Genomic DNA, 24,148 nt, shown 5'->3' with positions numbered 1-24,148 from the left:
CAACATTAGAACAAGTCTAAATAAAAACAAGTATAAGCAAGTAAATTTGTACTTTCAAGATGAAGCTCGATTTGGTATGATGACCCATACCGGCAAACACTTAACAGCCTGCGGGATCAAACCTATTGTCAAATATCAACACATATTTAAAACAACTTATCTATATGGTAGTTATTCCCCAATAAACGGAAATAGTTTTGTCTGGGAAATTAATGGAGTAGATACTACTGTTTTCGAAGCTTATCTAGAGAACTTCTCTAAATACAAACCTCAAGAATTTAAAATTGTGATAATTGATAATGCTGGTTTTCATTCGACAAAAAATATTAATGTGCCCGAGAATATATATTTGTTGAGAATTCCGCCTTACACTCCAGAACTCAATCCGTGTGAACAAGTATGGCAGTATATTAAAAATAGGTTTAAAAATCAAAGGTTTAAATCAATGCAGGAACTTAAACAATGGCTACATCAAATCGTAAAAGATATGGGCAAGCAAACAATAAAATCAATTACTGGCAATCACCATTATGTAAATGCATTTATTACGACTTTTAATAGTTAAATTGGTATTACTTCCTTTATATGGATTGTTAGATGGAAAGTAAAAGAGGTAGTTCCAAGAATCAAGCTCTGTAACACATCTATGATACGTTGATTTTGAACCTATTTTCGAGGCCATCATTAGGTCGCGTCGGTTCACGTAGAATTCATCCGCAAAGCGGCTACTGTTCCACTCTTGGAACAGCGCCATATACAGACTGATATGGGTAGGGTTAAGGCGGTCATCAAAATAGAACTTTTCAAAAGCCGCGTTGAGTAGCTTTATATAGTTCATTGCCTAAGAATTTAGACCATGCTGTACACGGTTTGCGGTCATCACATTTTGGATTTCCTCTGCATCATAATAAATAATGCCGCCTACTTTTGTGTAGGGAAGGGTGCCGTTTATTCTTAAATTTTGAAGCGTTCCCGGACTTACTTGCAGTAAATCCATAACCTGTGAAGATTTGAGGTATCTTTTCAATTTTCCTTTAGACTGTTTTGCTAAAAGGGTTTTAATGTCATCGAGCAATTCCATTTTGAATTCCCGAAGGTCGTCTGTAGTAATAATACTTGTCGGCATAATAGAACGGTTTTAAAGAAAGGGACTATCGCATCGCTATCAACTAATTTGATAGTCCCTGCCCTGATTTGACTTTCGTTCTACAAATTTGGGTAGTATTAATGGGTTTTGTTCACAAGATGAAACCAAGTTGGGTGTAACTTCAACATCTTTATAATTAGTCTGTATTGGGGTATTTTGAAAGTTAAAAATGTAATTTGGACGTTCAAAATGTATCAAAATCCATTTTAAAAAGAATTACCCAAGTTGAAACCAACTTGGGTAAGAATTTAACATTTAAAGTCACATTAGTTATCAGCGTCCTCGATTTTCCGAAGTAAGCTGGCTTTAAGTTTGTCCATAAACTTTGCGAGATCAATTTTCCGTGCCCGTATTTCCAAAAATGTTCGATAAATGTTGCCCAGATCAATATCAAAATTTTTTTCAAAGGCAGCTGCCAACTCTTTAATATCGCCCTTAACCGCGCCCGAAGCAATAAGCGCATAAGTAAGTTCTACCAAGTCTATTTTGTTGGCAATCCAAGTTAGGTTCAATCGTTCGAAAAAAATATTCTTTTGATTCCTTCTTGATGGCTTTTTTAGTTTGTTCAACTCTTCGGTATAATGGTTCAGCAATAAATCGTAGGCGATAATTTTGGCCACAGCGTTGTCGTGACTGGTAGAGAATTCTGCATCCGTATAAAAATGAGAAGTATCTGCCATCAAACCTATATTATCATTGCCACGCAAAAAATAGAACTCATCTAAAAACGTGGCGTTCTGTCTGTAGTACTTAATGAACTCGCTATTGTAGTAATAATAGTCCTGGAGTTTTTTTATTTCTGCATCTATGTATAAACGTTTTGATTTATCCGTACCTCTAGGTTTTGTCAAAAGAAATTTATAGAGCTTGGCAAAGAATTTTAGATGGCCGTAAATAAATGGCTTTTGTTTTTTAAAGAATGAAATTTCATCCTCTTTATTCTTGAATTTCCCATTTCGGAGTACAACTCGAAGTTTTTGAAGATAAGACCTAGAAATTTGAATACCTTTTTCGATATTTCGAAATTCATTGAGGTCTCCTTCTTCAATTTTAAAAATATCCTGTCTATATCCAGAAATTGTGTGGGTTATAGCTTCGACCATCTCTACTTAGTTTTATATCATCCTATTACTTTCTTTCTCGTTGAATTTGTATTTCAAAGTTCTAAGTGCATTAAAAAATAGAAGGGTATGCTCGTTCAAAGAACGTTACATACCCTTGAAATTAAATTTTAATTGGATTTTACCAGAGTTATTATTACTCCGAAGATTACTTGTAAATAAGTAACAATAGTAATTATTTCACTCCCTGATTATTTTAACCATTAATTTTCCAATACTGCTATCGCCTCTATTTCTATCAGGGCATCTGGGGAATAAAGGGAACTTACTTCTACAATTGTATCTGCCGGGTATGGCGCGGTAAAGTACTTTTTTCTTAGAGAGACAATTTTGCTGAAATTTGCCATATCCCGTAAAAAGATAGTCACTTTCACTACGCTCTTTAAACTTGATCCTCCGGCTTCAAGTACGGTTTTCAAATTTTTGAACGTCTGTTCGGCCTGAACATCAAAATCATTAATACCTATAAGCTCCCCCGTTTTACCGTAGGCAGCTTGGCCGGAAATATAGAGTACTTCGCCTACAAGATATCCTTGGGCTAAATTGTAAGGTTTGTAGGGGTCTGGACTTATTTCAATATTTTTAACTTGCATAGGATCTATTGTTTTTTTGTTGAAGGTTTCTCGCATCCCATACATATTAGGAGCGTTATAAATGTTATGTTCAAATCAATGAGCTTCATAATCGGGACTTGTTATTTTCACTTCAAATTTTTCATTCAGGAAATTTTTATAGCTTTTAAGTTGTGCTTTGGTATCAGCATTTTTTTCTACGTCAAAGAATTTTAATGATTCCAATAATTCCAGGCCGAGATACCTGTTCATTCCGTGGAAACCGGACATTGGACCATCGTCCACACTGATTTCCTTAAAAAATTCATCAGGCAGGCTAAAGGCTCCTTGGGGCGCATTCCAACTTGTGGTCAATACATAATTTTTGTTATGTAGTAAACCACCGGTACCGTAGTTTATCTCAGGATTTTTTTGGTCTCTACCATCGCTCGACCACATCCCTTTATCCTTTCCGTATCCTGCGGTCAATACTTCATCCAAATATTGTTTGAACTTGAACGGGACGTAGAACCACCATACAGGTGTATGGTATATTATGGTATCTGCCCAAAGGTATTTAGCAACTTCTTCCTCAACATCGTAATCTTTTTCAATTTCTGTAGTTTTCACGATGTAATCGTCGCTCGATTGAAAATGAGCTAGAGAGATGTCAAATAATGACTTATTGAATCTTCCTTGGGAGATTGCAAAAGAGTGCCAGCCATTTATAATCAATATATTCTGCATAGTTTTCTATTTATTTAATCACAAAACTAATTGAAATATTACACCTATAATAATAATACGAATTATACATTTGTATCATAATATTTATAGTTATGGTAAATCTGGAATGGTATAGAACTTTCAAAGCAGTATATGAAGAAGGTAATCTAACAAGAGCTTCGGAAGTATTGTTTTCATCTCAGCCCGGTGTAAGCCTTCATATAGGTTCATTAGAATCTTATATAGGCTTTAAATTGTTCGAAAGGACTTCGCGTAAAATGATACCTACAGAAAGAGGTCAAATCCTTTATGACTACATCATCGACCCCATCAATAGATTGGAAAAAGCAGAACAGCATTTTAAGAGGAAAGGGTTAGAGGAAAAACCGACTTTGAGTATAGGGATGTGTTCAGAGGTTTTCCAGGTTTTTTTTGAACCTAGCATTGGAACTTTGAAATTTGATGTCATAGCCCATTTTGGAGAATATCCACAAATGATAAAAGAACTCACGGAAGGGATACTGGATTTGGTAATCATACCTCAACTTGTCGATTCAAAGGGAATTATCTACAAGCCGTTTTTTAAGGAGAAAATCCAATTGATTGCGGGTAAAAATACAGATACCGAGGATATTGAAAATTTGATTTTCAACAAAAAATGGTCAGAATTAGAACAGGCACTTAAAAAGCAAATTTGGTATGGGTCACATAATGTAATGGAGTATTCCAAGACTTTTTGGTATCAAAATTTCGATAAGAAAAAATGGTTTAAACCTAATTTTTTAGTGCCCAATATTATTTCAATTATTAGGTGTATAAGTAATGGTCAGGGGCTAGCTTTAGTACCGGATTTTCTTTCTGTAGGGCAATTAAAGGAAAATAGTGTAAAATTATTATGGGAAGGGCGCAGCCCTTTTGAGAATACGTTTTATTTCGCTTTTCGTGAAAATTCTAGGCTAACCAAAGAGATTGCTCAAATTAAGGAAATAATTTCTCAGGAAATTAGCAAGATAAAATAATTGAAAAGTCCAGAAGATTATGCACCAACCCAATAGAAGTTATACTGTTTATTTCTAAAGGTCTGAGTAAAATTTTTATATTTCTCAAATCAGACAGAGTTTAATTCTCAGTCTCAATTTTTTTCAACTTGAATTTAACCTTTTTAAAAATACACTTTTTATCTTAGTCATCCGCTACTTTAATTCTTCCTAAGAGGCTTCTCTTTAACAAATCTAAAAACCTAGCCAAACCTTCTTTACGACCACGTATTTCTAAAAAACTACGATAGTAATTCCCTAGGTCAATATCAAAAATTTTCTCAAAGGCGGTAGCCAAATCTTTGATATCTCCCTTTACTGCTCCCGAAGCTATCAATGCATAAATAAGTTCGGTTAAATCAATCTTGTTTGAAGTCCAAGTTAGGCTCAAACCTTCCAATAGTTTTGCATTATTTGAAATTTCTCTTGTTGATTTTTTCAAATTATCAATTTCGAATGTGTAATGGTTTAATAGTAAATCATATGCTATAATTTTAGCCACAGCATTGTCGTGACTAGTTGAGAATTCCATATCTGTATAGAAGTGAGAAGTATCAGTGATTAATCCTATATTATCGTTGCCACGCAAAAAATAAAACTCATCTAAAAATGTAGCGTTCTGTCTGTAGTATTTTATGAACTCACAGTTGCAGTAATAATAGTCTTGTAATTTTTTTATTTCTGCATCTATATAGGCTAGTTTTGATTTATCCGTTCCTCTGGGTTTTGTTAAAAGAAATTTATAAAGTTTGGCGAAAAATTTTAGGTGACCGTAAATAGATGGTTTTTGCTTTTTAAAGAATAAAATTTCATCTTCTTTATTTTTGAATTTTCTTTTTCTAAGAGCGACTCTAAGTTTTTGAAGATAAGACCTAGAAATTTGAATACCTTTTTCAATTCTAGAAAAATTTAGCTCGGAAATCTGGCCCAGTTCATCTATTTCTCTTTTGTAGTTCGATAATATTTCTTCTATATTTCTCGTCATAGGGATCTATCGCATAATTTCATCCAAAATATGACAATCAACATCGAACATCAGTTCCCAAAGTCTAAGCAAATAAAAGTTCTTAAATTAGAGTTTGATATTTTAATAGTTATCTGTGCACATTTATTGAAATACCACTAGTTATTTTGGTTAAGCAATGCACAAAAAAATTATTTAAGGATTCAATTTTTAAGAATTAATTCTGTCGGATCGTGATATCCGAAATACTCTATTTTGTCCGCATACTTTTTTACAACAGTTCTTACTTTATTCAAACTTTCTTTCCTTAGATTATTGTCAACTGCCCTAATTGAGGCAAGTTCATCTATAGGATGATTGATTTCATTAATTTCGGCTTTTAAATAGTAGGCATCTCCAACGTAAAAAACCCATTTATCATCATCCTTTTGAAAAGCTATTCCGCAATGTCCAAGTGTATGCCCAAACAAAGGGATTAAGTACATCTCTGTTTCAAAATTTAAATCAATTTTTCTTGATGGAAGTCCAAACCACTCCCCATCGTTATCTTCATAGAGCTTTATTTTAGGATTATGTTCCAATTGATAGGGAAGATATCTTTCATTACCTTCTTTAAAAGCCACATATTCCTCTTTTGAAACGTGAACTCGAGCATTGGGAAAATCGGTCAATCCGCCAATATGATCTGGGTCTAAATGCGAGCAGATACAGTCAGTTACCTTGCTTGGATTAAAACCAAGTTTTTGAATTTGTTTAATTGCTGTGATTTCTGGATCTAATTGAAAACCAACAGCATCGACAAGTTCCTTACCAAGTTTTTCTTCAGGATTTTGAGCTTCTGATAAACCTATTCCACAATCAACAAGCACTAAATTTTTATTTTGCTCTAGTAACAGACAATGCCCAATAGCTTTGCCCATTGGAGATTTAATAATAACACAGTTTAGATGATGTACCTTCAACATACTTACAATTTAATAATGAATACGGGAGACAAGATATTTAACTAAGTACAGAAAAAATAGTAGAATTACGCCATTAACCTCAATTGAGGATTATTCTTTCAGTTAACAAATGAAAATTGCATTGAGAATTCTCATTTTTCGATAAATCTTTAGGCTTAAATCCAGAAAAGCTTTTAAATTCCTTAATGAAATGAGATTGATCTGTATATCCAAATTGGTAGGCGATATCAGATAATTTTTGATATTTGCCCGTCAATAAAAGATTCAAGGATTTTTGAAATTTAGAAACGCGTATGTAATTTGCAGGTGGAATGCCCACAAAAGTATTGAACCTTCTTTCAAATTGACGCTTGGAAATTTTTAGACTACTGCTTAAATTACTAATGCTTTGGTTTTCGGTGTTATGAAAAATCAGTTCTAAACTTTTCTTAATTAAAAAATCTTCTTTTTCGACTCGGCGAATTTGTTTTTTAATCAATGTATTGAAAATCAGTTCTATGGACTCCAATTTTTTAGAATTCAGTAATTTATCAGTTATATTGTGTTCTATAAAATTATCTAGATTTAGCAAATTATTTTTCATTAGATTAGCGTCAATATTGAACAATGACTTTATGGCCATAGGTTGAAATACTACCCCGTAAAGGAACGAATTCCCATTGTCAAAATTACTACACGGTTTATTGCTTGGGCCATATAGAAAAGCATTCGGTAATTTGGAACCATCTCTTTCAGAAATAGTTGCATTTCCATTATCGTGATGAAAAATTAGGCCAGGGGAACTATCCGCCATCATATTATATTTAAAAAAATTATGATTGGGTCGCTCGAAATTAGTATGCCAAAAGTATTTCACATAATTTTTCAATGGCTCTATAGGTTCTTTAAAATAAATTTTCATATTTTTCTATATCTAGTTTTTTTAATCAATTTAGTCTAAAAATTAATCACACTATCTAAGGCATCATCAGCATCACGATGCATAAAATTAGATTGGTAGTTAATCGTGGTAGTAATCGATGAATGCCTATATAGTTTTTGTAGCATATTAATAGGGATTTTATCCTCAGATATATTTCCAAAAGTATGTCGCGCTATATGCATAGTTACTTTCTTTGATATTTCTGCTTTTTCAGCGACCAATACTAAATATTTATTGAATTTCTTATTGGCTGTTTTTGTTTTAGCATAAATATCTTTAGCATTTGTCAAATCGGCTTTTTTCATTTCAGGAAAAATAAAATCCTCATCATTCTGCCTGTCGCTAGTGTAATCTTCCAAAATCGGAAAAACCTTTTCTGGAATTTTCAGGGACAATAGTTTTGAGTTTTTGTTCATTCGATAGTGAAGTCTATCATCATAAATATCGTTCCAACGAATTTTCAATACATCAGCTACGCGGATTCCGGCAAAGTAAAAACTGAAAAGCCAAAGATTTCGGGCGTGAATTTCATTCTTGGTCAAGTTTTTAACCAATTCAAGCTGTTTGACTTCATTTCTAGTAAGTCCTATTTTTTCAGTTTCAGGGAACTTGATCCGTATTTTATCCGAACCGAATGGATAAAGTTTTCTATCTACTATGCCCAATTTAATAGCTTTATTATAGATAGTTCTAATCACAATAAGATTGTTTACTATCGACCTTTCCGATAGGTTATGTTTTGTACGGAGGTAAGTTTTAAATCTCTTTAGAAAGTTTTCATCAATTTCTTGAAAAGCAAGCTGTTTTGATTTGGTAAAGTTCAATACGTGGTTAACACGAGCCTTGTCGGTCGAGAGCCTAGACAGCTTTTCGTTTGCTTCTAAATCATCAAGAAAATCTTGTGCCACTTCGAAAAAAGTAACTGATTCGGAAGAAGCATAAAGTTTCTCTTTTATTTGATTGGCCGATATATCCTTTTTGCTCGATTGCAAATCGATCAGCATTTTATTTGCCTCAGACAGTTTAGCACTAAGCAAACCGTTTAACCTATCTGAGTAAGGGTGTGATTTTCTAACTCTAATATTTTTCCCATCCCAATCGTTTGGATCAATATTATGACCTATGTAATGATAGTTTGAGCGACGGTTTTTTGTAATACGAATAGTAAGAGGACAATGTCCTTCTTTGTTAGGCTTTTTCCGGAGTACTATTTTTGCGTTTGATGCCATATCTTAAATATTGAGATTATAAAGATAATCATTTTTGGTACAACATAAGTACAACAAATTACGGTTTTAAACGATATTAATTGAAATCAAATAAAATTAGTCAATTGCTAATCAATTGATTATAATATAGTTTAGGTGATTTTGGTGGTAAATACGCTGGATTCAAAATCCAGTTCTTTCGGGAGTGCGGGTTCGATTCCCGCCTCGAGTATTTTTAACATATCAAATCATACCAAAACCCTGTAAACTTCACTGTTTACAGGGTTTTTCGTTTTTTATGTATTCATTTGATATCATATAAATCCATCTAAAAGGTGTCTAATTCGGGGACACTTTAAATAATTAGTTAGGTGTCCCCGAATGGCTTGTAAGTGACTGTTAAATAAAACCTTACGGGTTTTTTGTTATAATTTTTTCAGCTAAATTAAGATGTAATTTTAAACTGAAAAGGATGCAAGATCAATTATCAATATTATTCTATACAAGAAAAAGTAAAGATAAAAACGCTATTCAAGCCACTGTTTATCTGCGAATCACCTACGAAGGCAGAAGAGTTGAATTAAGTACAATGAGGAAAGTTACACTCTCAAAGTGGAATCTTAAAGCAAATAAAGTGATTGGAACATCCATTGAAGCTAAACAAGTAAATCGGAATTTAGACATTATCAAAAATAGGATTTATGAAATTTATCAAAAATTTTTAGACAATAAAGAGGAGATTTCGGCTCTAAAAATTAAAGATGTGTACTTAGGAAATAATGATAGCCAGAAATCCATAATTGAAATGTTCGAAGAACATAATTCTAGAATGAAAAAATTGGTTGGTAAAGATTATTCTTTTAGAACACTACAGCGATATGAAACAACAAAAAAACATATCACTTCTTTTGTTTTATTAAATTATAAAATCAAGGATTATCCGGTGAAGGATATTGATGTTAAATTCATCAATAGTTTTATCTATTATTTAAAAACAGAACTGGATATTTCACATAACTCTTCATTAAAGTATCTCTCTTACCTTAAAAAGATTGTACGAGTTGCGTATGCAAATGGTTGGATAGAAAAAGATCCTTTTTATAATTTCAAACTTAAACTTCAGGTTATAGAACGCGAATTCTTAACCAAAGAGGAGATCATTACACTAATGGAAAAGCAATTCACTATTCCGCGAATTGAGCACGTGAGGGATGTTTTTCTTTTTTCATGTTATACAGGGCTTGCTTATAGCGACGTGTTTAAACTTACTTCAGATGATATTGTAAAGGGAATTGATGGTAGCCAATGGATTAAAATAAAAAGAACCAAGACTAAAACGTTGAGCAGTATTCCTATACTTCCAGTGGCTGAAAAAATTATAGAAAAATATAAACACCTTGATAGTCCAACAGGAAAATTACTCCCAGTGTATTCTAACCAACGAATGAATAGTTATTTAAAGGAAATAGCCGATCGCTGCGAATTAAAAAAGAATTTGACTTTTCATATGGCCAGGCATACGTTTGCTACCACTGTTACCCTTTCCAATGGTGTGCCTATAGAGTCAGTAAGTAAAATGCTTGGACATCGATCCCTTAAAATAACGCAACATTATGCTAAAATTTTGGACGAGAAATTGAGTGAGGATATGAATTTATTGAAGAAAAGAATTGCTATAGAAGATAATAAAAGAATATAGAGCTTTAAGGGCTAGAATAAATTATTTTCTGCCTGCCTTTAAAGTAAAAGAGTAATTTATAAATTATTAAATATTTCAGGATTCTGGATTCGATACTAAAGACCTCTTCTGTTAACTTTTCCTTTAATGAGTATACTTTTTCTCAGCTCGCATAAGGTAACCCGCGGTAACTAAAACAGCTCCAGCTAAAACCCCTAAGGCTGGTTTGCTGGTAATGTATTGTTTGAATTTTGATGGTTTGTTAATCTGCTCAATATATTTTCTGAAGCCCAGTTCTTGAGCCTTATTAAAATTAAGATCGGGCAGGTATTTATCATCACCTTTTTTAATGATCTTATATTGAAGCAACTCTTTATAGGCCGCTTCAAATTCGGAAGGATACTCAATAATATCCTCAATCTCACCTTCATATTTAATGATGAGTAAGATCACTTCGGCAGTTTGATAAATATCTTTTTTTTCTTCTTCCATTTTACGAAAATTATTGCAAACAAAGATAATGCATTAGATCTTTTATAGAAATGGGAAAATATAAAGTTGTATTAAATTTATACTCTTTGATTAATGCTCTATAACTGCTAATCTATCATTGTTGAGGTAGCATAATTAGCTTCAGCCAAAAAAAAATCATATTTTGGGATTTCACCTAACTTTGGAATATGAAATCTATAATAACCCTATTTCTAATAAGCATTTTCTTTTTTTCAGAAATAGGGATCGCACAGGAAACAGACTCATTACAATCTCCGCGCATAAAGAGCAAACTTGTTATAGGAATTACTGAAACACCTCCATTTATAGTAAAAGAGGGCAGTGATTTTTCTGGATTGAGTATTTCCTCTTGGGAACTAATTAATGAAACTCTCAACTTGAAATATGAGTATAAAACCTATCCCTCTCTAATACGGTTAATGGAGGCAGTTGAAAATAATGAAGTAGACTTAAGTATCAATCCCGTGACTGTGACAAATCCAAGAATGAAACGCTTGGATTTCTCCCAACCATATTTCATTTCGTATACGGGTATCGCAAAAAAAAGTGAAACTATGATTTGGTCTTATCTTGCCAATATGTTTAGCTGGAAATTTTTATCAGCAATACTAATCCTTTTGGGGGTAATCCTTCTTTTTGGTTTTCTTGTATGGCTTTTTGAAAGGAAAAAAAATAAAGAGGAATTTGGAGGAGGAGTAAAAGGGATTTTCCATGGTTTTTGGTGGAGTGCTGTGACTATGACTACTGTAGGTTATGGTGATAAATCTCCTAAAACCTTTGGAGGTCGGTTTATTGGACTTATTTGGATGTTTATGGCAATAATAATGATTTCTAGTTTAACTGCGGGAATTGCATCTTCTCTTACGGTTCAAAATATTTCGGACGAGATAAGCAACATTCAGGATTTGGATAATTTTGAAGTAATTACGGTAGCCGGATCAAGTGCACAGGAGCTTCTTAATCAATATAACATTAGAAGTGAAGAAGTAGCAAACGAAAAGGAGGGTATTCAAAAAATTCAGGATAAAGAGTCTGCTTTGTTTGTTTATGACCAGCCAATATTAAAATTCGAAATCGACAGAAGAAATTTGAATGATGAGCTCGAAGTCCTTCAGCAGACTTTAAAGAGAGATTATTACAGTTACAGTTTTCCAAAAGGATCGATGCTTGTGAAAGAAATTAACCCAGTACTTATCGCCACTTTAAAAACTATGGAATGGAACAATCTTATAAAAGATTTGACTTAGGCACTTTGTTATTAGTGATAAAGTCATTAAATTAGGGCAAACAACTGTTGAAATTATGGAGCAAAGATTTAAAAGCCTATCTCTTTTCGAGTTTCAGGAACGGTATTCCTCGAAAGGAGACTGCCTCGCCTATTTGGCAGAGCTAAAATGGGGCAACGGTTTTTTATGCCGTAAATGCGGGCATGGGAAATCCTGTAAGGGCGTGCCAGCTGCTTCGCGGCAGTGCACCAGTTGCAATTATACGGAGTCCCCGACTGCCAACACACTTTTTCATATGGTCAAGTTCGATCTTGTCAAGGCGTTCTACATAGTCTATTTCGTGGCCACAAACAAAAAGGGCATCACCTCTACCGAACTCAGCCGAAAATTGGAGCTTAGGCAAAAGACCTGCTGGTCTTTCAAGCGCAAGGTCATGAAGGCCATGAAAAGCTCTGGAGACCACCCCATAACCGGAACCGCCGAAGTGGACGAAACAGTCTTTGGTGGACAGGAAGAGGGGGTGCGTGGAAGAAAAAATGGGAGCAAAAAGCTCGTGGTAGTTGGTATTCAGAAAAAGAAAAAGGGCGTTTCAAGGCTCTACGCCCGAGAGATATCCCATGCCGATGCAGCATCGTTGGGTGATTTCATGAAGCATCATATCGCTGTAGATGCCAATGTGACCACTGACCAATGGTCAGGTTATGGCCCCTTGGCCAAGGTCTTCGAGAATCTAGTGCAGATCCCGTCGGGAAAGAAAGGAGCCAATTTCCCCGATCTCCATAGGGCTATAATGAACCTCAAGGGATGGCTCAGGGGAATGCACCACCACGTCTGGGACCTTCAGGACTATTTGGATGAGTACTGCTATAGGTTCAACCGAAGCTTCATGAAGGAAGGAATATTCGAAAATCTTATGATACGAATGGTAAACGCATCGCCATGTCTTATAAAAAATATTAGTAATTAAGTGCCTAAGTCAATAAAAGATTATCAATAAAAAAATTTTGATTTTTTATAATTTATAGTGGTGAAAGTCGAAAGACTAATTGGGGATGACTGGATTGTTTTAGTGAGTCGATCAATAATCAGATGCTATATTTATTTCATCAGTATATTTATATACTACCCAATGCCTGTAGGTGAGTTTTTAGATCATACATTGGAATCAACATCTCGCTATATACGAAAGCTTTAAGCAGAGATTTTTTTCCAGACTTTAGTTGTAAGTTTAATTATCAATAAGACGACAATACCAATAACCAATCCCACCAAAAATTCAGTTACTATACTGGGAATCTTTTCAGCAAAACCATGAAAATAAGGTATTTTATGTACAAAAATTCCTCCAGAAACCAGTAGAAGTGCTATAGTACCAATTACAGAAAGACTCTTAATAACCATTGGCAACGCATTTACCAGAAACCTTCCTATAATATCTGAAAGGCTGTCATCTCTTTCATTTAATGATATAAGTTTTGCTCCAAAATTGTCCATTCTAATAATTAAGGCAACAATACCATAAACTCCAACTGTGGCAACTAAAGCTATAATTGTAACCACAATAATTTGAATATTTAGAGATTCACTTGCAACAGTACCTAATGCTATAATAACTATTTCTACGGAAAGTATAAAATCTGTTATTACTGCCGATTTAATTTTTTCTTTCTCCAAGCTTAAAGCTTCTTCTTCGGTGATTTCTCTGAGTTCTGGTTTTACTGTTTTATGATGATGAGGAAATACCCATTCATAAATTTTTTCAGCGCCTTCATACGCCAGGTACAAACCTCCCAGTAATAAAATTATAGTAATAGCCGATGGTAATAACCAGCTTAGAACGAAAGCCAATGGCAGGATGATTAGTTTATTTAGGAGAGAGCCTTTTGTAATAGCCCATAATACTGGTATTTCCCGAGAAGACATGAAGCCCGAAGCTTTTTCCGCATTAACTGCAAGATCATCTCCCAATATGCCTGCGGTTTTTTTACCAGCTAATTTTCCCATTACTGCAACATCATCCATAAGAGCTGCAACATCATCTAGAAGTGCAAAAAAGCCTGAAGCCATAAGTTGTTTTTTAAATTTCGAACAAGATACATGGAAGTTGATAATTTTTTTATTTGCTTAACATACTTTTTCATAGAAATAGTCAACCTAAATAATTATGAGCGTTTTTTGATAATTGAACTTAATGGCACTTATGGGATCTATTTTGATAAAATGGGTAGATATGGTCTTTAGATTAATTGGAATTCTTCAGGTAATTAATCCAAAATAAGATTTTAAAAAGTTTCTCTAAATCTCTTAAAAAACATCAAAATCTCAAAACCATACATTTAAATACATCTGTTATGTCTAAATTCATGAAAATGGATTTTCATTCACCAAAATACACTATTCTCAATCAAACATAATGTTTAATAAATATTATTTAATTAAAATTGGTTTTCATTATATTTAACTGATGATTTGTCAGTACAATTTTACCTCCTATTAGAGTTTTTATTCAATTCTGAGGAACCATTTTGAAGCTGATGACATCCTAAATTGAGATGATAGTTGAAAATTCATATATACGGGTAGAGGCCAGTTATTATAAAATAGTTGAAGCACCAACCATTGCTGGGCAGATAAATGAAATACTGGTCGCTTGGAACATTGAAACCATTCGACAAGACCATGGCAAAACATTTCTAGCTAGTATTCCGAAATTCGATGGCTTTACCTGTATTCCAGACCATCTAAACTTTAAATCCACCTATAACAACTTTTACAATACCTACTCCCCACTGAGCCATAGGGTCTCGAAAGGGACTTGTACTACATCTTTAGAATTTGTAACACATATTTTCGGGGATCATTTCGAACTAGGCCTGGATTATCTTCAGCTTTTATATACCAAACCCATTCAGATACTTCCCATTCTTTGCTTAGTATCCCGGGAACGCTCCACGGGTAAAAGCACCTTCTTGAAATGGCTCAAGCAGATTTTTGAAAACAATCTGACCTATCTCACCAATGATAGCTTCAGCAGCCAGTTCAATGCTGATTGGGCGAATAAGTTGTTGATCTGTATCGATGAAGTGCTGTTCAATAAAGAAGAGCTCACCGAGCGGATCAAATATTTAAGCACGACCAATTTCAATAAACTGGAAGCAAAGGGAAAGGACAAGCGCGAAGTAGAATTCTTTGGGAAGTTTATCCTTTGTAGCAATAACGAAGAGAATTTTATTAAAATAGATCATCATGAAACCCGGTTCTGGGTGTTGAAGGTTCCCTCGATCAAAAAGGAATATACGGGATTTTTGGAGGCACTGGAAAAAGAGATTCCTGCGTTTTTGTATTTCCTTCAGAATCGATCATTGCATAGCCCGCATCAAACTCGGATGTGGTTTACTCCGAAACAGATTGAAACACCCGCCCTGACCAAACTGGTTCAGAACAATCGGAATAGGGTGGAGAAGGAGCTGGCTAGTATGCTACTTATGGTGATGGAAAATCACGATCTCGAAGAAATCAAGTTTTGTCCATTGGATATACTAAACGCCTTGAGTAAAACAAGGTTGAGAACCGATTTGACCCAGATCCGTAAAATTCTAAAGAAAGATTGGAAGCTTGAAAATATAACGAACTCGAACCGCTACCAAAAGTTCACATTGTGGGGAGATGGCAGTATGAACCTTTCAGATGCCAAAGGACGCTATTTCACCATAAATAAAAGTTACCTCTTGGAGAATTTTGAAGATCAAAAATCTGACTGAATTTATAGGGATATAGGGGAAAACGATGAATCGATGACAAAACGATGACACGGAAACCCTTGGTTTTATAGGGGGTTTGGAAGGTTGTCATCGTTTCATCAAAATGAAACCGGTTTTTCAGGAAAAACCCCTCTTAATTCTTCATTTTTTTGATGAATGATGACAGAATCTTGTTAGCCCAGTAATAGTGGGAGCTAAGGCCCTCATCGTTTTGTCATCAAACTGTCATCAAAAATAAAAGTGATGACAAAAAGTTGAGAATATGGAAACTATCAAAGAGGCATAATTGCAGTTAAATAAAATGCTGATGAAAGAAAAAAGATTGACCTGTGAAAGAGCCCGTAGTATTTGCATCGTTGAAACACTCGCAAAACTAGGGCACTTTCCAAACAGGACAACGGAGAAAGAAGCTTGGTTTCTGAGTCCCCTGCGGTCAGAAACCCAAGCCTCTTTCAAAGTTTCTTTAAAACTGAATCGATGGTATGATTTCGGAATGGGCAAAGGTGGAAATGTGATTGATTTGGTATGCCTTATTTCCAATTGTTCGGTGGGTGAGGCGCTTCGATATCTATCTCATGACAAACCTATTTTTTCATTTCAACAGCCGTCTAATATTTTGGATAGTAATTTCGATAAGAACACCATTCTGGAAGTCAGAACGATCTCTCAAGGTTTTCTAAAGAAGTATTTGTACGCAAGAGGTATTTCTCTCCAGATAGCACAGAAATATTGTAAGGAGGTCTGGTATACCTGTAAAGGAAAGAAATATCACGCCCTCGGACTTCAAAATATTGAAAGCGGCTGGGAACTAAGGAACCCTTATTCCAAAACTTCCACTTCACCAAAAACCTATACCTATTTAAAAGATCATTCAGATCGTCTCATTCTAGTAGAAGGAATGTTCGACCTGTTATCCCTGGCTGAATTGTTTCCGAATGAATTGGAGAACTCTGATGTAATTATACTGAACTCGCTCTCTTTTTTAGAACAAGTAAGCCTGCTTTTTAAGAAATATAATAGGGTTGAGCTGTATCTGGATAATGATCAATCGGGAAATAACTATTCGGAAGAGCTGATCCAAAAGTATAAGAACATCATAGATAAAAGTAATCTGTTTAATGGCTACAAAGACCTGAATGAGAAACTGATTTCAATAAAGAAGAAAAGAAGTTCAATGAAGAAGTATAACTAGACCGGGTAAAATCCACAAGGGAGGATTTCATATGGAGTAGCAAAGCAAGATGTGTCATTGTCATGACAATCCTGCTTTGCTCCCGGAGGTTGCAAAGATTTAAAAGAAAAAATGAAACGGGAATACATCCAGATACGCTGCTCGATCTACGAGAAAAAGCTGCTCAAAAAAAGAGCGGCCAGGGCAGGGGTTTCCCTTTCAGAATATCTGCGCTCTACGGCATTTGAAAGAAACATTGTAGAGCGGATTACCCCGGAACAGTTGGAATGTTACCAGCTTCTGATTCAATATAAAAACAACTTTAGCCGAATCGGTAACATGTTTAAAAAGAGCAATCCCCAGCTGACTAGGGAAGTACTGCAATTGGCGCAAGAGATTAGAGGTCATTTAAAAAACTTCAGAAAATGATAGGGAAAGGTCATTCCATAGCAAGAACGGGGGCATCTATTGATTATGGGTGGAACCAAGAGAAAGATGCGGAAGTGGTTTTTAAAGAGCACCTAGCTGGTGACTCCCCTAAAGAGATCACTGAAGAATTTAAGATCATTCAGTCGCAAAACGAGCGATGTGTCAATAATACGCTCAGTTTTATTCTAAGTCCTACCGTTGAAGATGGGCAGCAGATGAGCAAAGCACAACTACAAGAGATCACCAAACTATTCCTGAAGGAAATGGAGTTAAAAAATAGACAAGCCATTGCTTTTGTACATCGGGATAAGGCACATACCCACGTTCATGTATATGTCAATAGGATTGGTTTTGATGGTAAAGCCTATAACGATAGTTTTATTGGCAAACGAAGTCAGCTAGCTGCAGACAATGTTGCAAAACAGCTCGGACTTACAAGAGTCCGCGAAGTGCAGCAAGAAAAACTACAAGAATTAAAAGGGCAGCGATCGGCCATCAAACATATTAGTGACCGGGTTCTGGAAACCAGACCTAAATCTATAGATGAATATATCAGCAAGATGAAGCTGAACCAAGTAAAAGTGATTCCAAGTATCAACAAGTCAAATCAATTACAAGGCTTTCGGTTTGAATATAAGGGAGTGAATTTGAAGGGAAGCGACGTTCACAGATCGATGACTGGGGGTAAACTCATTGGGGAGATCACTCAAAATTCAGGATATACAAAAATGAATGAAGTTCCTAGCAGTTTGAAGCTCCTAGATAAAACAGTACAATTAAGTGCTAATATGGCAGCAGGAATAGCCAAAAACTTAGTGAAACAGGTAATAAAAAGAAGCTTAGATGTGGGAATAGGATTTTAAATTAATAAAACAATGAAAAAGCTAGACGAAATAATGGAGCTCATGACCGATGAGATGGCAGATTTTAAAGCAGCTATTATAAGACTTGAAGAGCTTTCAAAACAACTATCCAATTTTAGTATTCCCATTAGTACCGAGGCTTTGGATAACAACCTGAATGCCTTTTTGGAAAAACAGGAAGAAGAGAATAGGTTGAAAGATGACGTTCTCAAAGAGATAGAGAAGAAATTAAAATATGCACGGATAATTCCTAATTACCTTTTGATTCTGTTTTGTTCACTGGGTCTCATTTTATTAAGTCTCTTGGGTTATTTTGGATATTCCTTGAAAGAAAGACAGAACGAAAATTTTGAACTCTATCAAATCCTCATGGAAACTAACAATGAAAAATATCAAGAATATTTCTCAAAAAAACCGGAAGTACAAGATGATTTTAAGCAGTGGTTAAAGGAGAAAAAATAGGCGTTGTCATGACAAATGGCTTTGCCGCAAATCATTCTAATTTTACAGTAAATGGCTTTGAAACCCCAGTAAAATCATCATATTTTACTGTAACTAATGCGGCATAAGCATGTTGCGCCCTATGCTGTTTTTACTTTACGCTTAACTTCCCGTACGCTATAAAAACAGCACAGGAACCTCGCGCAGATTAGTTATGGTAGATTTGGGGCTTAAAAATACAAGCTATCTTATAAATTCTTGGGTATAAAAGTACCATATCTCCTATTTACCCCTATTACATTACATAAATAAGCAAAATAAACCCTTATTTTATTACAATAAAATTATATATTTGCCCTTATTTTATTACAAAAAAGTATGAATTTCGCAAGGCATATCAGTTTTCATTTGGAAGAATGGAAAGAAGAAACGAACAGGAAGCCTTTAGTAATAAGAGGGGCAAGACAAGTTGGTAAAACCACTTTGGTAAAAGATTTCGCAAAAAAATATGAGCATTCCATATTTTTAAATTTGGAAAAAGTTGCGGATAGAAGATTATTCGAAGAATATGATGATGTAGAAACTATAGTGGAAGCCCTATTCCTTACCAATAATATACCTTCTGTAGATATAGACGATACTTTATTATTTATAGATGAAATTCAAGAGTTGCCAAAAGCTATCCAGTTTTTGCGTTATTTTTATGAAGATAGACCAAAACTGCATGTTATTGCGGCGGGTTCTTTACTTGAGTTTGCTATAAAGGATGTGATAAGTTTCCCCGTGGGACGTATCCAATATTTATATTTATACCCCCTTAACTTCGCTGAATATCTCAAAGCTCTTAAACACGAAAAAGCATTTGACCAATTAAATACTATTCCAGTAAAACCTTTTGCCCATTCAACACTAATGAATTTATTCCATAGATATGCCATTATTGGTGGTATGCCAGAAGTAATTAAAGCCGATTTAAAAAACAAAAACTTAGCTGACTTACCTAAGATTTATGAGAGCATTTGGGGCACTTATAAGAATGATGTGGAGAAATACACATCCAATTCTACAGAAAGACGCGTTATAAAACATATTATGGACGTAGCACATTTATATGTGGATGAACGAATCAAATTTCAAAATTTTGGAAATTCTAATTATAAATCCAGGGAAGTAGGGGAGGCTATGCGTAATTTAGATGATGCCAAAATCATTCAACTTATTTACCCTACCACAGATGCCGATAATCCAATTAAATCCAATTTAAAAAAGTCCCCTAGACTCCAGTTTTTGGATACGGGATTAATAAACCATGCTCTGGGAATTCAGGCGCAGATGTTGGGAATGCAAGATTTAAGCAATTCCTTTAAAGGAGCTATAATTCCACATCTAATTACCCAGGAACTAATTTCTTTAAATACAATGACCAATGCGAAACCAAATTTCTGGGTCAGAGATAAAAATCAATCATCCTCCGAGGTGGCTTTGGTTTACCCGTATAAAGATAAAGTGATTCCCATAGAAATAAAATCGGGGGCAAAAGGTACTCTCAGATCCCTGCATCAATTTATAGAAAGAGCAGACCATCCATACGCAATAAGAATTTATGGAGGGAAGTTTACTGTTGAAGAATCAAAGACCATTAATGGTACTCCATTTTTATTAATGAATTTACCTTATTATTTGGGCACACAACTTCCAAATTATATTGAGTATTTTGTAAAGAATTATACTCTAGAACCATAATCACAATTACAACAACATCAAAGGCTCCCAATTTTGCTTCAAATTATAAAAGCCTAAATGGTTTGCAATTCGATCTATCAAAAGGAAAAAGTTTATACTTAACTTCCCGTACGCTATAGGAAAACTAAATAATCTATCCGGATGGCCAATCATTGTATATATGGATTCTGCTATGTTTATGATTTTAATGAAATTTATTCAATAGAAATGCGTTTTTTCTATGAAACTGAAGATTTCTAAAAGTATAAAAGTGTTTGAAAGCCTTGTTAATTATCATTACAAATTATATAATTGTACTTTTATTCCTAATAATAAATGCTTTCCTAACCCTGCTCGGGAAATATATAAACTCAAATTTTTAAGGTATGCCTTGGTATGTAGTCCGCACAAAGCCCCGACATGAACTAAAGTCGGCTAAAATCTTGGAAAATCTTGGTATGGATATTTACTGTCCTGTAGTTACAGAAGTTAGACAATGGAGCGATCGCAAGAAAAAAGTTACTATGCCTCTTTTTAAATCCTACTTATTTGTACAGTTAGATTTAAAAAATAGGAGCGATGTTTTTCAAGCTCCTGGGATTTTGTGTTTTGTAGACTGGCTCGAAAAGCCTGCTATTGTTCGTGATGATGAAATTGAAATAATAAAAACTTGGTTAAATAATGAAACATTAGGAGATTTCGAGCTTACAAATTTTAAAAAAGGGGATGAAATTGAAATTAAGAACGGGAGCCTTGCCAATAAGAAGGCAATAATTCAAGGGGTAGGCACCAAAAAATTAAAATTGATTCTTTCAGAACTGGGATGGACACTTACTGTCAATATTCAAGATGTAATTTAATTTTTAAATTTCTTGGTTATAGTAACAGCTAGAAACTTTTTATAAAAATATTTAAATCATAGCAATTAATCAGAAATAATGAAGAATACACGTCAGTTAAATAGAGGAGCGAAAATCCTTTTTTGTCTATTAAGTTGTATGTTTTTCTCCACTGTACACGCTCAACAATATAGCGTAGGCTTAAAAGCAGGATTAAATTATAGTATGAATAATGAAGGTTCAGAAATCGCAGGTGGGGGTGATAGTTTTAGTGCTGAGTCTAAAATTGGATATGTGCTAGGAGCCTTTGCAGAAGTTGAATTCGGGAAATTTTTTATGCGTCCAGAAATTCTTTATAATCATACCACCGCAGAATTTCCCTTTTCTCCAAATCCCTCGGAATACGTTGTAAATAAAGTGAGCATCCCACTCTTAATAGGTTATAATATTTTTGGACCGATAGATATTTACGCAGGCCCTTCTTATCAATTTTTTACAGAGCAAACCCTGGAAAATATAATGGCACCTTTAGAACAGGAATATAATAATTTGGCTGCACAAATTGGAATAAAAGTGGTCTTTCGTCGGTTCGAACTCGATCTTCGGTACGATTTTACTTTTACATCCGATGATAATCAGTTGGTGGATATTAATGGTGTTATGAACAATGCGTATTTTGATGATGGCCGACTCAATCAGGCTATGTTAAGCCTGAGTTATAAACTATTCGGGAGCAATATTGCTCCTGCCCGTCGGAAAGACAATTGTTATTTTTAAAAATGCAAAAAGCCAATAGAAATCTCCCTTTTTTTGGAATATATAAGGATTTTATGCGTAGGAAATAAATTACAAATATTTTATTATATTACACAAATAAAGCCAATTAAATAATATTTTAGACACTTTAACGGATATTCTGACTAATTTATTTAGTGCATTAAATATAATTTTATTTAATACGTTTCGTTTTTACTTATATTTAAATTAACCGCAAAAAGTTAAAATTATTAATATTTACTTTAGTCCATTTCGAATAAAGTGTATAACTTTACCAACTTAATTAAAAGCTGAAACTTAACCCCACTTATGTATCCAAAGTCTATCCAGGCTTGGAATTTCCCAGCAATTTAATTGTCCTAAATTTTCTTTTACGGTGGTTGCAAATTGTGACTCACGATGGCGAAGCCCTGTTTTGTTGAATGGAATTTTTTGTGGTTTATAGCTCTAACCGTCCAAATTTTAAAAATTTTAATGTATATCGGTTTTTTGTCAATGGTAATTTATTTCAGGGTCTCAATTTGCTATATTGATTCCTTAGTGTAATAAGGTTCTGAAACTCCCGAACGGTCGGGACAGAATGACGTTATTTATCATTTTAGGATGCTTTACGGATACACAAAAATATTATAATCATACTTATAACTTTTGTTATATTTACACAAAGTTATAATCATAATTATATAAATGAATTTTTCAGTTCCAAAGAATATACATACCCGGGCTCCCTATTTAGAAAAAGTGCAACCTTTTATAGGGCAGAATATTATCAAGGTACTAACGGGTCAACGTCGTGTAGGTAAAAGCTACTTACTTTTTCAAATCATACAATGGATTAAAGAAAATGACAATGCTGCGGCAATTGTTTATATCAATAAAGAAGATCTCGCTTTTTCATTTATAAAAACTGCAACAGATTTAAATGAATATATACTTTCTAAAAAAGCAAAATCGGGAAGAACTTATGTTTTTATAGATGAGGTTCAGGATATTGAAAATTTTGGGGATGCCCTGCGCTCCCTGTTACTTCAAAACGATCTCGACCTGTATTGCACTGGCAGTAATGCCAATTTATTATCTGGTGATATCGCGGGGCATCTTAGCGGAAGGTATATCGCGATAGAGGTGTATAGTCTTTCCTATCCTGAATTTTTAGCTTTTCACAACCTGACAGAGGAGGCTGAAAGTTTGGACAAATATCTTAAATATGGCGGTCTACCTTATTTAATTCATTTAGAACTGAAAGATGAAATTGTATTTGAGTATTTAAAGAATATTTATCAGAGCATTGTGTACCGGGATATTATTAATCGTTATGCCATTCGTAATGTTAATTTTCTGGAACAATTGGTTTTGTTTTTAGCGGCGCATACCGGTAGTATATTTTCCGCAAAAAAAATAAGTGATTTTTTAAAATCCCAGCGCATAAAAATGGCCCCCAACCAGGTACAAAATTATATACAACACCTGGTGAATGCCTTTCTAATCCATAAAGTTGGGCGATACGATTTAGTTGGAAAACGCATGTTCGAGATAGGCGAAAAATATTATTTTGAAAACCTGGGAATTCGTAACGGGCTTTGGGGCTATAGGTTGGAAGACCGGGGAAAAATCATGGAAAACCTGGTATATAACCATCTGGTTTTTAAAGGGTATAAAGTGCAGGTAGGAATGCTGGGGCGCAAAGAAGTAGATTTTATAGCAGAAAAAAAAGGTGAGAAAATATATGTGCAGGTAGCTTTGAGCTTAAACGATCCCGCAACAATAGAACGGGAATTTGGGAATTTAAAACAAATTGAAGACAACTATCCAAAAAAAGTGGTGACTATGGAGGGCTTTTCCGGGAATTCAGTGACCGGGATCGCGGTCCAGTCACTTAGAAATTTTTTAACAAGTTAAAGAAGAATTGCTGTAGCCTCGTGCTCTCGGTACAATTTTGTTCTACTCCCGTGCCACAAAATCACTCGACCTGATGACCTGGGTAAAACGATTCCCGTCAGTTCGAGTAAACAGAAAACCCAGGGATTTTAAGTTTTGTATTGAGAACGAGAAATCAAGAAGCCGACACTAAGAATATAACAAAACAC

The 24,148-nt window shown here is 34.5% G+C and carries 24 protein-coding genes and 1 pseudogene; 14 read left to right on the top strand and 11 right to left on the bottom strand.

What is annotated here, in order from left to right:
- Window positions 1-4: 4 nt before the first annotated feature.
- Window positions 5-565 carry an IS630 family transposase gene (locus JM83_RS05010; protein ID WP_144959967.1) on the top strand — a complete coding sequence of 187 codons (561 nt, stop codon included), beginning with the start codon at window positions 5-7 and terminating at the stop codon, window positions 563-565.
- On the opposite strand, the pseudogene JM83_RS19390 reads toward JM83_RS05010, so the two are convergent.
- The 5 genes and pseudogenes from JM83_RS19390 to JM83_RS04985 form a co-directional block, all read right to left on the bottom strand.
- Window positions 557-838 (bottom strand): annotated as a pseudogene (locus JM83_RS19390) (hypothetical protein); the annotation flags it as partial. The gene JM83_RS05010 and the pseudogene JM83_RS19390 overlap by 9 nt on opposite strands.
- Before the next feature lie 3 nt (window positions 839-841).
- Window positions 842-1,126 carry a helix-turn-helix domain-containing protein gene (locus tag JM83_RS05000; protein WP_144959965.1) on the bottom strand — a complete coding sequence of 95 codons (285 nt, stop codon included), beginning with the start codon at window positions 1,124-1,126 and terminating at the stop codon, window positions 842-844.
- 287 nt (window positions 1,127-1,413) lie between these two features.
- On the bottom strand, window positions 1,414-2,250 hold the full coding sequence (locus JM83_RS04995) for an RteC domain-containing protein (RefSeq protein WP_144959963.1): 837 nt from the start codon (window positions 2,248-2,250) through the stop codon (window positions 1,414-1,416).
- Window positions 2,251-2,471: 221 nt separating this feature from the next.
- A complete protein-coding gene (locus JM83_RS04990) occupies window positions 2,472-2,897 on the bottom strand; it encodes a RidA family protein (RefSeq protein WP_261376354.1) in 426 nt (141 codons plus the stop codon).
- A gap of 39 nt (window positions 2,898-2,936) precedes the next feature.
- Window positions 2,937-3,566, bottom strand: coding sequence for an NAD(P)H-dependent oxidoreductase (locus tag JM83_RS04985; RefSeq protein WP_144959961.1), 630 nt, complete (start codon window positions 3,564-3,566; stop codon window positions 2,937-2,939).
- Between the two features lie 92 nt (window positions 3,567-3,658).
- On the opposite strand from JM83_RS04985, the gene JM83_RS04980 reads away from it, so the two are divergent.
- Window positions 3,659-4,564, top strand: coding sequence for a LysR family transcriptional regulator (locus tag JM83_RS04980; protein ID WP_144959960.1), 906 nt, complete (start codon window positions 3,659-3,661; stop codon window positions 4,562-4,564).
- A 163-nt stretch (window positions 4,565-4,727) separates the two neighbouring features.
- Here JM83_RS04980 and JM83_RS04975 read toward each other — a convergent pair whose 3' ends face one another.
- From JM83_RS04975 to JM83_RS04960, 4 genes are all read right to left on the bottom strand, one after another.
- Complete coding sequence (locus JM83_RS04975) at window positions 4,728-5,567, bottom strand: RteC domain-containing protein (RefSeq protein WP_144959959.1); 840 nt, start codon at window positions 5,565-5,567, stop codon at window positions 4,728-4,730.
- A 182-nt stretch (window positions 5,568-5,749) separates the two neighbouring features.
- Window positions 5,750-6,511 carry an MBL fold metallo-hydrolase gene (locus JM83_RS04970; protein ID WP_144959958.1) on the bottom strand — a complete coding sequence of 254 codons (762 nt, stop codon included), beginning with the start codon at window positions 6,509-6,511 and terminating at the stop codon, window positions 5,750-5,752.
- A 79-nt stretch (window positions 6,512-6,590) separates the two neighbouring features.
- Complete coding sequence (locus JM83_RS04965) at window positions 6,591-7,412, bottom strand: helix-turn-helix transcriptional regulator (protein ID WP_144959957.1); 822 nt, start codon at window positions 7,410-7,412, stop codon at window positions 6,591-6,593.
- 35 nt (window positions 7,413-7,447) lie between these two features.
- On the bottom strand, window positions 7,448-8,662 hold the full coding sequence (locus JM83_RS04960; RefSeq protein WP_144959956.1) for a site-specific integrase: 1,215 nt from the start codon (window positions 8,660-8,662) through the stop codon (window positions 7,448-7,450).
- A gap of 451 nt (window positions 8,663-9,113) precedes the next feature.
- Between JM83_RS04960 and JM83_RS04955 the strand changes: the two genes are divergently transcribed.
- The gene (locus tag JM83_RS04955; protein WP_144959954.1) at window positions 9,114-10,340 is read left to right on the top strand and encodes a site-specific integrase; all 1,227 of its coding nucleotides are present in this window, start codon (window positions 9,114-9,116) and stop codon (window positions 10,338-10,340) included.
- 123 nt (window positions 10,341-10,463) lie between these two features.
- Here JM83_RS04955 and JM83_RS04950 read toward each other — a convergent pair whose 3' ends face one another.
- Complete coding sequence (locus JM83_RS04950) at window positions 10,464-10,811, bottom strand: hypothetical protein (RefSeq protein ID WP_144959952.1); 348 nt, start codon at window positions 10,809-10,811, stop codon at window positions 10,464-10,466.
- A 188-nt stretch (window positions 10,812-10,999) separates the two neighbouring features.
- Between JM83_RS04950 and JM83_RS04945 the strand changes: the two genes are divergently transcribed.
- On the top strand, window positions 11,000-12,079 hold the full coding sequence (locus tag JM83_RS04945; protein ID WP_144959950.1) for a transporter substrate-binding domain-containing protein: 1,080 nt from the start codon (window positions 11,000-11,002) through the stop codon (window positions 12,077-12,079).
- Window positions 12,080-12,134: 55 nt separating this feature from the next.
- On the top strand, window positions 12,135-13,025 hold the full coding sequence (locus tag JM83_RS04940) for an IS1595 family transposase (protein WP_144959948.1): 891 nt from the start codon (window positions 12,135-12,137) through the stop codon (window positions 13,023-13,025).
- A gap of 224 nt (window positions 13,026-13,249) precedes the next feature.
- Here JM83_RS04940 and JM83_RS04935 read toward each other — a convergent pair whose 3' ends face one another.
- Window positions 13,250-14,125 carry a DUF808 family protein gene (locus tag JM83_RS04935; protein ID WP_144959946.1) on the bottom strand — a complete coding sequence of 292 codons (876 nt, stop codon included), beginning with the start codon at window positions 14,123-14,125 and terminating at the stop codon, window positions 13,250-13,252.
- 485 nt (window positions 14,126-14,610) lie between these two features.
- Between JM83_RS04935 and JM83_RS04930 the strand changes: the two genes are divergently transcribed.
- The 9 genes from JM83_RS04930 to JM83_RS04890 all read left to right on the top strand — a co-directional run bounded on the left by JM83_RS04930 (window position 14,611) and on the right by JM83_RS04890 (window position 23,960).
- Window positions 14,611-15,819 (top strand): primase-helicase family protein, encoded by a 1,209-nt coding sequence (locus tag JM83_RS04930; protein WP_144959944.1) that lies wholly within the window; start codon window positions 14,611-14,613, stop codon window positions 15,817-15,819.
- A 307-nt stretch (window positions 15,820-16,126) separates the two neighbouring features.
- Entirely contained in the window at window positions 16,127-17,011 is an 885-nt protein-coding gene (locus tag JM83_RS04925; RefSeq protein WP_144959942.1) for a toprim domain-containing protein, read from the top strand.
- A 111-nt stretch (window positions 17,012-17,122) separates the two neighbouring features.
- On the top strand, window positions 17,123-17,419 hold the full coding sequence (gene mbpA / locus JM83_RS04920) for a mobilization protein MbpA (RefSeq protein ID WP_144959940.1): 297 nt from the start codon (window positions 17,123-17,125) through the stop codon (window positions 17,417-17,419).
- A complete protein-coding gene (locus JM83_RS04915; RefSeq protein WP_144959938.1) occupies window positions 17,416-18,282 on the top strand; it encodes a relaxase/mobilization nuclease domain-containing protein in 867 nt (288 codons plus the stop codon). The genes mbpA and JM83_RS04915 overlap by 4 nt, the downstream gene beginning before the upstream one ends.
- A 12-nt stretch (window positions 18,283-18,294) precedes the next feature.
- A complete protein-coding gene (locus tag JM83_RS04910) occupies window positions 18,295-18,744 on the top strand; it encodes a DUF6730 family protein (RefSeq protein ID WP_144959936.1) in 450 nt (149 codons plus the stop codon).
- Window positions 18,745-19,101: 357 nt separating this feature from the next.
- Window positions 19,102-20,466, top strand: a complete 1,365-nt coding sequence (locus JM83_RS04905; RefSeq protein WP_144959934.1) for an ATP-binding protein — start codon at window positions 19,102-19,104, stop codon at window positions 20,464-20,466.
- Between the two features lie 365 nt (window positions 20,467-20,831).
- Window positions 20,832-21,305 (top strand): transcription termination/antitermination protein NusG, encoded by a 474-nt coding sequence (locus JM83_RS04900; protein WP_144959932.1) that lies wholly within the window; start codon window positions 20,832-20,834, stop codon window positions 21,303-21,305.
- A gap of 78 nt (window positions 21,306-21,383) precedes the next feature.
- Window positions 21,384-22,061, top strand: coding sequence for an outer membrane beta-barrel protein (locus JM83_RS04895; RefSeq protein WP_144959930.1), 678 nt, complete (start codon window positions 21,384-21,386; stop codon window positions 22,059-22,061).
- 687 nt (window positions 22,062-22,748) lie between these two features.
- Window positions 22,749-23,960, top strand: a complete 1,212-nt coding sequence (locus tag JM83_RS04890) for an ATP-binding protein (RefSeq protein WP_144959928.1) — start codon at window positions 22,749-22,751, stop codon at window positions 23,958-23,960.
- Window positions 23,961-24,148: the final 188 nt, after the last annotated feature.

The organism is Gillisia sp. Hel_I_86 (assembly GCF_007827275.1).
Classification (GTDB): domain Bacteria; phylum Bacteroidota; class Bacteroidia; order Flavobacteriales; family Flavobacteriaceae; genus Gillisia.
The sequence above is the reverse complement of the archived record's forward strand: the minus strand, read 5'-3'. Positions and strand labels throughout refer to the sequence as shown.